The organism is Chryseobacterium sp. MMS23-Vi53 (assembly GCF_047651245.1).
In the GTDB taxonomy this organism is placed as follows: Bacteria; Bacteroidota; Bacteroidia; order Flavobacteriales; family Weeksellaceae; genus Chryseobacterium.
Genome location: NZ_CP180265.1, coordinates 2,382,208 through 2,396,665, shown reverse-complemented (window position 1 = coordinate 2,396,665; position 14,458 = coordinate 2,382,208). Strand labels below are relative to the sequence as shown.

Below are 14,458 nucleotides of genomic sequence, written 5' to 3'. Positions count from 1 at the left end.
TTGTTAATAGTTGAATTTTGATAACTCACACGTAATTCACGCCTAGCTAACAGGTAATTCACGCATTATCCACAACTTATTCACAATTGAAAAAATGATTCAAAAAGGGAAAAATTTATGTTTTTTTGTCAATTAAAATTAATACTCTACCTTTGCACTAGATTTATCAAGAAAGGTGGAGGGATCTGGCCCTGTGAAACCTTAGCAACCGACACATTTCCAAATGTGTAAAGGTGCTAATTCCAACCCAATCGGGGGAAGATAAGTGAAGCATATTCTTAATATTTTTCCATTTTCTTGACGGTCTTTGTAGGCGAAATTTTGTTCGTCGGGGTTTATTATTAATTTTGCAAAAAACAAAAGATGAAGAGACTAAGCATTTCTATATTATTGCTTGGAGCGGTTTTCGTTTCGGCTCAGGAACAGGAAAAAGAAAAACAGATTGAAGACGTCATTATCGTCGGAAACCGAAATGCAAAACGTACAAAGCTGGAAACGCCGGTTCCGGTGGATGTTATCAATATCGAAAAAATACAAAAATCTTCACCGCAAATCTCTGTTCAGGATTTATTGAATTATGTGATTCCGTCGTTCAACTCGGTTCGCCAATCAGCTTCAGATGGTACAGAACATATAGATCCTGTAACATTACGAGGAATGGGACCGGATCAGGTTTTGGTGTTGGTGAACGGAAAAAGAAGACACACAACATCTTTAGTTAATTATCAAAACACAGTTGGAAATGGTTCTGTCGGAACGGATTTAAGTACAATTCCGGTCATTGCCATCGACAGAATTGAAGTTTTAAGAGATGGAGCAGCAGCACAGTATGGTTCTGATGCGATTGCAGGAGTGATCAACATTATTCTGAAAAAAAATATTGGCGGTTCTGCAAGTCTCAATTATGGAATTACAGGAAGAAATGACGGTGAAACATATCAAGCCGGAGCCAACTACGGAACTTCTTTGGGCAAAAAAGATAGTTACATCAATTTATCTTTACAATTAAATCACAGAGGAAAAACGACAAGAACGCAAAATCATAATCTTGATATTTTCGGTGATAATTTTGCTTACGATTTCGCAGATGATCCTGCCGCTGCAAAAGCTTCAGATGATGCAATTATTCAACAAAGAGGCTTGACACGCGACGATTTCAATTTCCAGATCGGAGATGCTCAAATAAAACAGGCGCAATTATATTTCAATTCAGAATATCCGATTAATGATGTGTTTAAATTATATTCTTTTGGAGGTTTTAGTATAAAAGAAGGTCAGGGGTACGGTTTCAGAAGGCTTCCAAGCGAAACTTCGAATAATGTACCTTCCATTTTTCCAAATGGTTTTCAGCCGACTTTAGGCTCGAAAGTGTACGATTTTTCTTACGCTGTCGGAGCAAAATACAACAAAAACGATTGGTTTTTTGATCTAAGCAATACGTTCGGAAGTAATACCTTCAATTATGATGTGAGCAACACGGTAAATGCTTCATTAGGCGCAAAATCTCCGACAAGTTTTGAAGCAGGGGCGCACAGTTTCCTTCAAAATACAGTTAATCTTGATGTTTCAAAAAATATTAAAAACTTCAACATTGCTTTCGGTGGAGAATTCAGATTCGAGCAATATGAAATCAAATCAGGACAAGAATCATCGTATGCGAGATACGATATTTACGGAAATGTTGTAACAGCTTCTACGCCATCTACGGATATTATCGGAGCAGGTGGATCTCAGTCTTTTATTGGTTTTTCACCGGAAAATGCTCTGAGAAAATCGAGAACTTCTACTGCGGTTTATGCCGATGTTTCTTATGATTTAAATAAAAAATTTAATGTTGATTTAGCCGGAAGATTCGAAAATTATTCAGATTTCGGAAGCACTTTGAATGGTAAATTGGCTTTGAGATATGAATTTGTAAAAAATTTCGCGATTCGTGGAGCGGTGGGAACCGGTTTCCGAGCGCCGTCTTTACAGCAGCAATATTTTAATAATTCATACGCAGACATTTCTACAACAGGAAATTCCATCGTTACAAAAGGTATTTTTAATAATGACAGTGAAGCGGCAAGAGCTCTTGGTTTTGATAAATTGAAACAGGAAACATCTGTTAACGGAAGTGTCGGATTTACATTAAAACCTGCAAGAGGTCTTTTCGTTACGTTGGATGGATATTTAATTAAAGTGAAAGACAGAATCGTCATCACAAGTAATATTACCGACGACAGATTGGCGGTTTATGGTGTAGAAAGCGGAAGGTTTTTCGCTAACGCAGTCGACACGGAAACAAAAGGTGTTGATTTGGTTGTTTCATACGACTGGAAATTGGGCGGAGGAAACTTAAACATCAACCTTGCCGGAAATTACACCGAAACAAAAATTACCGACTTCCATTTTCCAGCAAATCTTCAAACTCCTCAAGATGAATTTTTCGGACCGGATCAAATTAATATCATCGAAAGTTTATCTCCAAAAACAAAAGCGACTTTGGGCTTAAATTATGGAATTGGTAAATTTAATTTCCTAGTGAGAAATACATATTTCGGAAAAGTCATCAGAGACGGTTATCCTTTCGGTGGCGTTCAGGAATTTACTCCAAAAGTTGTAACGGATGTGAGTGTTGGTTATGATTTTACGAAAAATATTAATCTTACAATCGGTGCGAATAACGTTTTTGATGTTTTTCCTGATCTTCAGATTTATGAAAATTCGTATTATGGCGTTTTCAAATATGCTCCGGTTCAAATGGGAACTTTGGGCAATTATTTCTTCGGAAGGCTTAATTTTACATTTTAATTAAATGGAATCTACTTCACACCAGATTGGCTGGAAAACCGCCGTTGCCATTGTCGTTTCGAATATGATTGGGACGGGGATTTTTACAACATTGGGTTTTCAGTTGGCAGATATTACAAATACATACAGCATATTCCTCCTTTGGGTCATCGGGGGAATTTTGGCTTTATTTGGAGCTTTTTGTTATGCCGAATTGGGATCTCATTTTAAAGGAAACGGTGGCGATTTTATCTATTTAAAAGAAACCTATCATCCGCTTTTGGGATATTTGGTAAGCTGGATTTCCCTGATTATTGGATTTTCGTCACCCGTCGCATTAGCGGCATTGGCGATGTCGAAATATCTTTCAGCTTTCAATTTTTCTTTCGGAAATGGTTTTGCCATTGGAATAATCTTTCTGGTTTCTATCTTTTTATCATTTAGTTTAAAAGCTTCAAGCCGATTTCATAATTTTTTTACTTTTATTAAAATAGCCTTCATTATTGTTTTAATTATTCTTGGAGTCGGACTTTCAGAATCGGAATCGATCGGTAACAGCTTAAAATTTGATGATTCCTGGAAAAATGAAATCATGCTTCCGGCTTTTGCAACTTCTTTGGTTTTTGTAACATATTCATACACCGGTTGGAATTCTGCCTCATACATTGCAGGAGAGATTAAGGATGTTCAAAAAAATCTTCCGAAATCCTTAATTGTCGGAACTGTTTTTGTAACGATTTGCTATCTTTTGGTAAATTTTATTATGCTAAAACACGCGCCTGTAAATCAATTAGCTGGAAAAGAAGATGTGATGGGAGAAGCCGCAAACAATATGCTCGGTCACACTTTCGGAAAAGTGGTGAATATTTTCATTGCTTTACAGTTGGTCGCGACGATCAGCGGATATTTGTGGGTTGGATCACGTTTAACACAAGCTTTTGCAAAGGAAAATAATTTGTGGAAAACTTTGTCGATAACGAATCAGAAAGGAATTCCGGTTCGTGCAATTTTCGCTCATGCGGTCATTGCAACGTTGATTATTTTGACGGGAAGTTTTAAAGAAATCTTTGTTTATACGGCATTTATTCTTCAATTGTTTGCGAGTTTGGCAATTTCAACGGCATTTTTTATTAAAAAAAGCGATCGAAAAATATTTAAATCTAATTTATTTTATATTTTCCCGACAGTTTTTCTTTTGTTCAGTGCGTATATTTTGTATTTTACATTTATCCACAATCCGAAGGAAAGTATTATTGGATTGGGAATTGTGGCGTTGGGGATTGTTTTGTATTTAATTGATAGGAAATTATCTCGCTGATTTTGCAGATGACGCGTACTTAATTTTAACGCAAAGATTAATTATTCTGGCTTTTGATTTTTAGGAGCAAAGGCAAATAAATTTGCTTCGCGAAGCTTGAAAATATAGCTTCATCAATCAACTTGTTGATTCCTCTTTATTCCTTTAAATATTGAGTATTTACATAAAATCTTTGCGTTAAAAATTACAACAGGTAGTATTAGCGATGTCATCCTGAGCAAAGTCGAAGGATCTCTAAATGCAGCTTAGATTCTTCCAGAATGACAAAAATATTGTTGGTTTTTTATGTAAATAATTAAAAAATCAGCTATCATTTGCTGAGTGAAACGCCCCTGCGAACAAAAAATATTTTCAATAATTTCAAATAAAAACTTAGCGAACTTTGAGTTAAAAATAGATTCTTCACTATGCTTTCGCTTCATTCAGAATAACAAACCGCAATATTTTGCGAGAAAAAATAATGTAATGCGATGGGTTATTGAGTTTTGAATTAATAATCCGTATCTTTGCACCCACAAAATTTTCATAATGTCTAAATCATTAATTCCAAAATTAGAAGCTATAAAACAAAGATATAATGAGGTTGCAGACCTTATTATACAGCCTGATGTTATTTCTGATCAGAAAAGATATTCTTCTCTGAACAAAGAATATAGCGATTTAGGGAAAATTGTAAGAGTTTACGATCTATATAAAGGAGCTTTGGATACGATTGAGGAATCCGACGAAATCATTGCTGACGGATCAGACAAAGATTTTGTTGAATTAGCAAAAATCGAGAAAAACGAAGCGTTGGAAAAAATTCCGGGATTGGAAGAAGAATTAAAAGTATTATTGATTCCTAAAGATCCTGCGGATGATAAAAACGTAATTGTCGAACTTCGTGCAGGAACAGGAGGTGACGAAGCAGCTATTTTCGTGGAAGATGTGTACAGAATGTATTCTATGTATTTCAAAACGAAAGGATGGAGACATGAGATTACCGATTCCAACGAAGCAGCGAAAGGATACAAGGAACTTATCATGAAAGTGGAAGGAGAAGGCGTTTACGGAATTATGAAGTTCGAGTCTGGAGTTCACCGTGTACAACGTGTTCCTGAGACCGAATCTCAAGGAAGAGTTCATACTTCTGCGATCACAATTGCCGTTCTTCCGGAAGCTGAAGAAGTTGATTTTGAACTAAATCCTGCAGATATAGAAATGCAGACTTCACGTTCAGGTGGAGCCGGAGGTCAGAACGTAAACAAGGTTGAAACAAAAGTACAGTTGACGCACAAGCCTTCAGGATTGGTGGTTGTTTGTCAGCAGGCTCGTTCTCAGTTGGCAAACCGTGAATTGGCAATGGAAATGTTGAGAACTAAGTTGTACGATATCGAATTGCAAAAAGTACAGGGAGACATCGCTGCACAGCGTAAATCGATGGTTTCTACAGGTGACCGTTCCGCAAAAATTAAAACTTACAACTATCCTCAAGGTAGAGTGACGGATCATAGAATCAACAAATCTATGTATAATCTGGATGCTTACATGAACGGAGATATTGCCGAAATGATCGATGCTGTGATTATGGCAGAGAACGCCGAAAAAATGAAAGGCGAAGAAGAAAGCTTATAAAATCTTTACTATAAAATCTTTAATAAGGTCTCTGGATTTTTCCGGAGACTTTTTTTATTTTAAATTTAACCCGGAAAATTATCGATCAGAATGAAATTCAAGAGCCTTATTTTATTATTTTCTTTTATACTTTTTTGTCAAAATCTTTTCGCACAAGCGGAAGTGAAGAAAGCTGATGAGGTTTTTAAAATATATTTCGACACGTTTGTAAAAGAAGACAAAAACGCTTTGAAAAGTCTTAATGACTATATTAAACCGATGAAAGGCGATAGTTTTTACAAGGTAGAATTTCCCATTTCAGAAAGTATCAACAGCTTTTTGGAGAGCTTTCCTGAGAGGGTGGTGAAGGCAAATAAAAACGAAATTGAAGAATTTGTAAACGCTTTTTACGCCAATTTTAAAAACGGAAAGCTAACGATTAAAAATATTAAAACCGATAGTGAAGGCACAAAAGAAATACGATATTCTGTAAGCTTCCAGATTCCTGCAAAAATTTCAGATTTTGAATTTGAGAATCCTGAAAAGATTAAAAATGAAGAATTTAAGAGATTTCTCAATCAAATGTCACGGGATTTAAGAAAAACAGAAAAAACGATCACCACAGAGAAAAATTTCATGATGTATCAGATAGAAAATAACGTTAAAATATTTTATTATAATCTAAACCCTGAAGATCTAAAATTGGAATTGAAAAGTTTTTATGATAAGTATTTAATGAATATATCAAAATAAATTATTCATTTTCGTTCTTTTGAATAGCCACATTTTTCATTACTGTGACAAAATCTTGAAAATTTTATTTTACAAAATATTTATTATCAGTGATTTGTATCTGAGGTCACGATTTTTCTCTTATATAATTTGTTAATTATTTGCTGTTTTATGCATAATTTCCATTAATAACTCTACTTTTACATAACACTAATTTTAAAACAGCTGAGGTATGAAAAATGTTAAAGCACTATTGCTTTTACTCATGATATTCTGTGTTCAGAATTTTCGATCACAAAATCTTTTACAACCTGAAAAGGTATTCAATCTTTATTTTAATTCTTTTATAAAATACGATAACGAATCACTGAAAGAACTGAACAGTTATTTGATTAATTTCTTAGGAAAAGATAACACGTACAGAACAAACGCAACTGAAAATTATTCTAAGAAAGTAGAAGATTATACTAATATTTTTCTTTCAAACCTTGCTCCGGAAATGGCTTCTGCTTGTAAAAAAGAGGCGACAAATTATTTCACTGTTTTAATGGAAAATTTTAAAGCTTCTCAATATAAAATTAAGAGTGTAAAACCAATTCGCGATGAAAAGCAGGGAAATTTGTTTTTTTCTGAAGTTATTTTTGAAGTCACAATGAAAATTCCAAACAATGCTTCGGAGGTGAAAATGGGCGACTTCAGTAAAATTGGTGTTGAAGAAATGAAAAAATACCTTACAGATTTGACAGTTCGAATTAAAGGCGCAGATAAAATTGTAACATCCGAACAGAAATTTAATTTATATGAAATGACAGAAGGTCGAGATATCTATTATTGGAACGGCGGACCCGAAGAACTAAGCTGGAAGCTCAACGAGTTTTATTTGAAAAATATTAATTGATATACATACAAGCAGCTAATTTCAGTGGCTTTTTTTATGTCAATCTTATTCCTTATTTTTGGTAAAACTGAATTTGATATGAACTTGAAACCAGTCTTATTAACAGCCGGAGTTTTGTTTTCGGCAACATTTTATTCACAAAAAATGATTTATCCTAAAGCCTTAAAAGGCAACCAGACAGATACATATTTCGGAACTGCAGTGGCAGATCCGTTCAGAGATTTGGAAAACGATTCTGAAGCAACAAAAAAGTGGGTAGATGAAGAAGTGGCTCACAGCCAGAATTATCTTTCAAAAATTCCTTTTAGAGACGAGATCAAAAAACAATTGACAGATATCTGGAATTACGAAAAAATTTCTGCACCTTTTAAGGAAGGAGATTACACCTATTATTATAAAAATAATGGTCTTCAGGCTCAATCTGTTCTATATAGAACCAACAATAAGACAAAAGTAACAGAAGTATTTTTAGACCCTAATAAATTTTCAGAGAAAGGAACGACTTCATTGGCGCAGCTTTCGTTTAATAAAAAAGGAAATTTAGCAGCATATTCTATCTCAGAAGGCGGAAGTGACTGGAATAAGATCATTATTATCGATGCTATTACTAAAAAACAGATTGATGAAACATTAGTTGACGTAAAATTCAGCGGAATTTCATGGCAGGGTGATGAAGGATTCTATTATTCGAGCTATGACAAACCCAAAGAAGGAACTGTACTTTCTGGGATGACCGATAAACATAAAGTGTATTTTCATAAATTAGGTACAAAACAGTCTGCTGATCAACTAATTTTCGGAGGAGACAAAACCCCCAGAAGATATTTGGGAGCGGGTGTTTCAGAAGATCAAAGATATTTGGTCATTTCTGCAGCCAATGCAACCAACGGAAACGAATTATATATTAAAGATCTAAAAAACGGAGGGGATTTCGTTCAGGTGAATAAAGGTTTTGATATTAATGTAAATTTTGCGGACAGTCAGGGTGACGATATTTTCTTTTATACTGATAAAGATGCTCCTAATGGACGTTTAGTGAAAACAACACTAAAAAACCCTTCTCCTGAAACTTGGAAAGATGTGATTCCGCAAACGGATAACGTATTGGGAATTACTACTGGTGGAGGATATTTCTTTGCAACGTACATGATCGATGCAGTAGATCAGGTAAAACAGTTTGATAAAAACGGAAAACTGATCCGAGAAATTACCCTTCCGGGAAAAGGTTCTGTAGGAGGTTTTGGTGGTAAAAAAGATGAGAAGGAATTGTATTTTTCTTTCAGTAACTATATTATGCCTTCAACAACTTATAAATTCAACGCAGACTCAGGAAAATCTGAAGTGTATCAGAAGCCGAAAGTGAAATTCAATCCGGAAGATTATGTTTCCGAACAGGTTTTTTATACCTCAAAAGACGGAACAAAAGTTCCCATGATGATTAATTATAAGAAAGGAATCAAACTGGATGGTAAAAATCCGACTATCCTCTATGCTTATGGCGGTTTCAATGTAAGTATTCAGCCTGCATTCTCCGTTTCGAACGCCATCTGGATGGAAAACGGCGGAGTGTATGCCGTTCCAAACATCAGGGGAGGTGGTGAATACGGTAAGAAATGGCACGATGCAGGAACGAAACTGCAAAAGAAAAATGTATTTAATGATTTCATAGCTGCCGGAGAATATCTTCAAAATAAAGGATATACGTCTAAAGACTTTTTAGCTATTTCCGGAGGTTCAAACGGTGGACTGCTTGTTGGTGCTACAATGACGATTCGTCCGGATTTGGCCAGAGTGGCTTTCCCTGCGGTGGGTGTTTTGGATATGTTAAGATATAACAAATTCACAGCAGGAGCAGGTTGGGCATATGATTACGGAACGGCCGAAGACAGCAAAGAAATGTTTGAATATTTAAAATCATATTCACCTTTGCACAATGTAAAAAAGGGAGTTTGCTATCCTTCAACGATGATTACAACAAGTGATCACGATGATAGAGTAGTTCCTTCACATTCATTTAAATTCGGTGCAGAGTTGCAGGAAAATCAAGGTTGTGACAGACCTATTTTGGTAAGAATTGAGAAAAATGCAGGTCATGGAGCCGGAAGATCAACAGAGCAGGTAATTGGTGAAAGCGCAGATAAATTATCATTTGCGTTATACGAAATGGGAATTAAAAAATTAGGAAAATAGATTTTTTACCAATCTAAATTTAAACGATCAATATCAATAGAAACGGGCTTTAGCCCGTTTTTTCAATTTTTAACCAATCCAACGGCTTTAGCCAAAATATATTTAAACACGAATATCAATAATTATCTGCGTAATCCGTGAAATGTGCGAGAACAAAAATTCATCATTATTGAATTAAAAATGAAAGTTATCATAAAACAATTTCCATTAAAAAATTAACACAAATGTATTATCCCAAAAATGTGTAATTTTAGCCATCTAATAAATCTGTAATTATGAGAAGGGCAGTTCAGAATAAAACTCCTCAATTTAATATAACTGAAAAAAATACGGAAGTTTATCCGTTCGAAAAAGATGGATTACAGCTAAAATCCTGTTATAAAGCAGAAGATGTTAAAAATCAAGAATTAACGGAGACTTCTCCGGGAATTGCACCCTATTTGAGAGGTCCTTATTCCACTATGTATGTTCAGAAACCATGGACGATTCGACAATATGCAGGTTTCTCAACGGCAGAAGAATCCAACGCATTTTATAGAAGAAACTTGGCGGCAGGGCAAAAAGGTCTGTCCGTAGCTTTCGATTTGGCAACACACAGAGGCTATGATTCCGATCACGCGAGAGTAGTCGGAGATGTTGGAAAAGCCGGGGTAGCAATTGATTCTGTGGAGGACATGAAAATTTTATTTAATGAAATTCCATTAGATCAGATTTCGGTTTCTATGACTATGAACGGAGCAGTTCTTCCGATTTTATCTTTTTACATCGTAGCAGCAGAAGAGCAGGGTGTTTCTCAGGAATTACTTTCGGGAACGATTCAGAATGATATTTTAAAGGAATTCATGGTGAGAAATACTTACATTTATCCACCTGCACCTTCTATGAAAATCATTGCAGATATTTTTGAATATACTTCTCAAAATATTCCGAAATTCAACTCTATTTCAATCTCAGGGTATCATATGCAGGAAGCGGGAGCTACTCCGGTTCTGGAAATGGCTTACACCCTTGCAGATGGGTTGGAATATGTAAGAACCGGAATAAAAGCAGGAATGAATGTCGACGATTTCGCGCCAAGACTATCCTTTTTCTGGGCAATCGGAATGAATCATTTCATGGAAATCGCAAAAATGCGCGCTGCAAGATATATTTGGGCTGAATTATTAAAGCAATTCAATCCTCAAAATCCAAAATCTTTAGCTTTAAGAACACACTCACAAACTTCTGGTTGGTCTTTGACGGAACAAGAACCGTTTAACAATATCACAAGAACGGCAATTGAAGCATTATCTTCGGCATTGGGCGGAACTCAGTCTCTTCATACGAATGCTTTGGATGAAGCCATTGCGCTTCCCACCGATTATTCAGCGAAAATTGCAAGAAATACACAAATTATTCTTCAGCAGGAAAGTGGAATCTGCGATGTTGTAGATCCAATGGGCGGAAGCAATCTGGTTGAATCTCTGACTCAGCAAATGATCGAAGAAGCTATGAAATACATCGATGAGGTGGAACAGGAAGGCGGAATGACAAAAGCCATCGAAGCCGGAATTCCAAAGATGAGAATTGAAGAAGCTGCAGCCAGAAAGCAGGCAAAGATCGATAGTGGTGAAGAATTTATCATCGGTGTCAATTCATTTAAATCTGAATTAAAACAAGATCAAATCGAGATCTTAGATATTGACAATACGGAAGTTCGTAGAAAACAGATCGAAAGATTAGATTCCATTAAATTAAATAGAAATTCCGAAGCCGTTGAACAGATTTTAAATGAAATTCGTGAATCTGCAAAAACAGGAAAAGGAAACCTTCTTGCATTGTGTATCGAAGCGGCTAGAAGAAGAGTTACATTGGGTGAAATGAGCGATGCAATGGAAGAAAGTTTCGGAAGATATAAAGCAAACATCAGAACAATTTCAGGAGTTTATGCCATGAATGCAGGAAAAAACGAATACTTTGAAAAAGCCCTGAATCTTACTCAAAGATTTGAAGAAGAAGAAGGCCGCCGCCCAAGATTAATGGTTGCCAAAATGGGACAGGATGGTCACGACAGAGGGGCGAAAGTTGTAGCAACAGCCTTTGCAGACATGGGATTTGACGTCGATGTTGCGCCATTATTCCAGACCCCGGAAGAGGTTGCAAAACAGGCCGTTGAAAACGATATTCACATTTTGGGTGTTTCGTCTTTGGCTGCAGGTCACAAAACTTTGGTTCCACAAGTTGTAGAAGAATTGAAAAAACTTGGAGCGGACGATATCACAATTGTTGTTGGTGGTGTAATTCCGCAGCAGGATTACGAATTTTTGTATGCCAACGGAGCAGATTTCATTTTCGGTCCCGGAACGAATCTTCCAAAATGTGCCGTGGATATTTTGGAGAAATTTTTAAATTAAATTAACTTTTTTATAGAATAAATTGCACAGCATTTGTACTGTAAGCCATAACCACAAAACAAAATATTATGGCTTATACAGTAGTTTCAGTATTTCCAAAAACTGTAGATACAGAGGAAATCAAAAAAGATTTAAGAGAGAACGGCTTCGATGAAGCAAATATTATTGTTTCAAAGTCCAATGTAGAAAGCGGTTTAGATCATTATCAAGAAGACGAACAGACAAAAGGTTTTTTCGATTATGTTTTCGCCCATGATGCGGAAATGTTAGACGCTTACCGCAGGCACAGCATTGGAAAAAATAATGTAGTTGTTTACACAGAAGACCTTGAACAAGCAACTTCCGCAAAATCTATTTTAAATAGAAACGGAGCTTTGCAGGTTTATAGAAAACAATCAGAAGACCAGAAAGATATTCCGGATGGCATGACTGAAGAAGAATACAACGGAATCATTGCCAAAGCAAGACACAATATTTATTTCCTTGGATCGGAAAGGGTTTATCATTCCAATATTATCAAAGGAATGGATGATCCGATGGACGATTTGGGATCAAAAGACTAAAAAATATACCAATCTGGATAGCTTTCTATTCAGATTTTTTTATGAATTTCACAAAAATTCGCAAATAAAAAGTTGATTATTCAAAAATTACTATATCTTTGCATCAGAAAATAAAGTTTAACCATTTAAAAAACAACGAAGCAATGTTCAAATTCAATCTACATTCAACAGTAGGATTGCCTTTTGCAAAGGCGAGGCTTCGTGGTTTGGTACACTCTTAGAATAACAGTATAACGAAATATCAAAACCCGAAGTCGCAGAGATTTCGGGTTTTTTATTGCGCAATATTTCAAACTCAAATCAGTTTCCCGAAAATCTTTTTTTAATAAAATTTTGGAGCTTTTTCGAATAAAGTTTTTAGGAGCTTTATCCCGCTTTCCGCTGTATCTTTTTCATTACGGCCTCCGCTTCGCTGCGGCCGCAACAAAAAAGGATGTCGCTGCAATCGGGGCTAAGAAAGGCTACCGCTTAAATAAACTTGATAGATTTCAAAAACCTATCAAGTTTGAATAAAAACCAACTAAAAATTTAGTTGGAAAAATAAATGATGCAAAATGTATATCATCTCGCATCTATTATCTTAAATCTAAAAACAATGGGAAATTTAAAACTTAAAGGAAAAGATATATTAAAAATAGGCTATCCAAACAATCAGAGTGTAAACATCGCTTTGGAAGTCATGAAAAGAAATTTTGCAACGAAAAATATTCATCATGTGAAATCTCTTTTAAAGGAAATTCTGCAGAATCCACAAAAATTCGAAAATGATTTAACCTTTGGACAAATCGCAGAAGCTTTACTTTTATCGAAGAAAACCGAAAAAAGAATGCTTAATACAACCAGGGCGACTTTCAATATTTTCGGAAACAATATTTCAGATGAAGCAAAAAACCAGTTGTACACCGCTTTGAAACTTCCAATTTCAACGCAAGGCGCTCTAATGCCCGATGCTCACAGCGGTTACGGTCTTCCAATCGGAGGGGTTCTTGCCGTAGAAAATGCTGTGATTCCTTACGGAGTCGGCATGGATATCGGCTGCAGAATGTCGCTTAGTATTTTGGATACCCCAATTTCATATCTTGACGGAGCGAGAGATAAATACGAGAAAGCTCTTGCCGAACATACCAAATTCGGAATGTATGAAACACATAAATCTCATGTTGATCATGAAATTTTCGATAGAGATACTTTCGATTTAATTCCGATTTTGAGAAGATTGAAAGGAAAAGCCATCAAGCAAATGGGAAGTTCCGGTGGCGGAAATCACTTTGTGGAATTCGGAGAAGTGGAAATTACGGAAGTAGACGAACAAATCGGACTTCCAACAGGAAAATATCTCGGAATTCTTTCTCACAGCGGTTCGCGTGGATTGGGAGCTGAAATCGCTCAATATTATTCAAGAGTGGCAGCAGAACAATGTCCGTTACCAAAAGAAGCACAACAATTTGCTTGGCTAGATTTGAGTACACATCTCGGATTAGAATATTGGACAGCAATGAATTTGGCGGGAGATTATGCTTCGGCTTGCCACGATGATATTCACAGAAGATTGGTGAAAGTAGTCGGAGGAAGAGTGAAAGCCAGAATCGAAAATCATCACAATTTCGCATGGAAAGAAATCCACAACGGAAAAGAAGTGATTGTTCACAGAAAAGGAGCAACTCCTGCTAATGAAAACGAATTGGGAATGATTCCCGGTTCGATGACAGCAAAAGGTTTCATCGTTCGCGGAAAAGGAAATCCTGATTCTTTGAATTCAGCTTCTCACGGAGCGGGAAGAGCGCATTCAAGAGGAGAATGCAGAAGTTTGTTCACTCAAAATGACATCAAAAAAGAATTAAAACTCAAAAATGTCACGTTGATGGGCGGAAATACGGAAGAAGCACCAATGGCATACAAAGACATCAACGAAGTGATGAATGCACAAAGTGAATTGGTCGATATTCTGGGAACTTTTCAACCTCGAATTGTGAGAATGGATCGATAAATTTTGTTGCTG

General features: G+C 36.0%; 9 protein-coding genes and 1 riboswitch. All 9 genes read left to right on the top strand.

Going from position 1 to position 14,458, the window contains the following annotated elements; all coding sequences use genetic code 11:
* Window positions 1–160 precede the first annotated feature (160 nt).
* A riboswitch (SAM riboswitch) is annotated at window positions 161–268 on the top strand.
* 95 nt (window positions 269–363) lie between these two features.
* The 9 genes from ACKX2A_RS10565 (at window position 364) to ACKX2A_RS10525 (ending at window position 14,446) form a co-directional block, all read left to right on the top strand.
* Window positions 364–2,793, top strand: a complete 2,430-nt coding sequence (locus tag ACKX2A_RS10565; protein WP_415324448.1) for a TonB-dependent receptor plug domain-containing protein — start codon at window positions 364–366, stop codon at window positions 2,791–2,793.
* A 4-nt stretch (window positions 2,794–2,797) separates the two neighbouring features.
* Window positions 2,798–4,090: an APC family permease gene (locus ACKX2A_RS10560; protein WP_415324446.1), complete on the top strand. Its 1,293-nt coding sequence runs from the start codon at window positions 2,798–2,800 to the stop codon at window positions 4,088–4,090.
* A gap of 528 nt (window positions 4,091–4,618) precedes the next feature.
* Window positions 4,619–5,704, top strand: coding sequence for a peptide chain release factor 1 (prfA, locus tag ACKX2A_RS10555; RefSeq protein ID WP_415324444.1), 1,086 nt, complete (start codon window positions 4,619–4,621; stop codon window positions 5,702–5,704).
* 90 nt (window positions 5,705–5,794) lie between these two features.
* The gene (locus ACKX2A_RS10550) at window positions 5,795–6,436 is read left to right on the top strand and encodes a hypothetical protein (RefSeq protein ID WP_415324442.1); all 642 of its coding nucleotides are present in this window, start codon (window positions 5,795–5,797) and stop codon (window positions 6,434–6,436) included.
* Window positions 6,437–6,647: 211 nt separating this feature from the next.
* A complete protein-coding gene (locus ACKX2A_RS10545) occupies window positions 6,648–7,313 on the top strand; it encodes a hypothetical protein (RefSeq protein ID WP_415324440.1) in 666 nt (221 codons plus the stop codon).
* Window positions 7,314–7,457: 144 nt separating this feature from the next.
* Window positions 7,458–9,503, top strand: a complete 2,046-nt coding sequence (locus tag ACKX2A_RS10540) for a prolyl oligopeptidase family serine peptidase (protein WP_415329454.1) — start codon at window positions 7,458–7,460, stop codon at window positions 9,501–9,503.
* Between the two features lie 275 nt (window positions 9,504–9,778).
* Entirely contained in the window at window positions 9,779–11,896 is a 2,118-nt protein-coding gene (scpA, locus tag ACKX2A_RS10535; protein WP_415324438.1) for a methylmalonyl-CoA mutase, read from the top strand.
* A 68-nt stretch (window positions 11,897–11,964) separates the two neighbouring features.
* Entirely contained in the window at window positions 11,965–12,459 is a 495-nt protein-coding gene (locus tag ACKX2A_RS10530; RefSeq protein WP_415324437.1) for a hypothetical protein, read from the top strand.
* 595 nt (window positions 12,460–13,054) lie between these two features.
* A complete protein-coding gene (locus ACKX2A_RS10525) occupies window positions 13,055–14,446 on the top strand; it encodes an RtcB family protein (protein WP_415324435.1) in 1,392 nt (463 codons plus the stop codon).
* The last annotated feature ends 12 nt before the right edge of the window (window positions 14,447–14,458 follow it).

What these genes read in the sequence shown, in the direction of transcription:
- prfA (WP_415324444.1), top strand. Translation starts at nt 4,619, where the DNA reads ATGTCTAAATCATTAATTCCAAAATTAGAAGCTATAAAACAAAGATAT.
- ACKX2A_RS10530 (WP_415324437.1), top strand. Translation starts at nt 11,965, where the DNA reads ATGGCTTATACAGTAGTTTCAGTATTTCCAAAAACTGTAGATACAGAG.
- ACKX2A_RS10565 (WP_415324448.1), top strand. Translation starts at nt 364, where the DNA reads ATGAAGAGACTAAGCATTTCTATATTATTGCTTGGAGCGGTTTTCGTT.
- ACKX2A_RS10550 (WP_415324442.1), top strand. Translation starts at nt 5,795, where the DNA reads ATGAAATTCAAGAGCCTTATTTTATTATTTTCTTTTATACTTTTTTGT.
- ACKX2A_RS10545 (WP_415324440.1), top strand. Translation starts at nt 6,648, where the DNA reads ATGAAAAATGTTAAAGCACTATTGCTTTTACTCATGATATTCTGTGTT.
- scpA (WP_415324438.1), top strand. Translation starts at nt 9,779, where the DNA reads ATGAGAAGGGCAGTTCAGAATAAAACTCCTCAATTTAATATAACTGAA.
- ACKX2A_RS10525 (WP_415324435.1), top strand. Translation starts at nt 13,055, where the DNA reads ATGGGAAATTTAAAACTTAAAGGAAAAGATATATTAAAAATAGGCTAT.
- ACKX2A_RS10560 (WP_415324446.1), top strand. Translation starts at nt 2,798, where the DNA reads ATGGAATCTACTTCACACCAGATTGGCTGGAAAACCGCCGTTGCCATT.
- ACKX2A_RS10540 (WP_415329454.1), top strand. Translation starts at nt 7,458, where the DNA reads ATGATTTATCCTAAAGCCTTAAAAGGCAACCAGACAGATACATATTTC.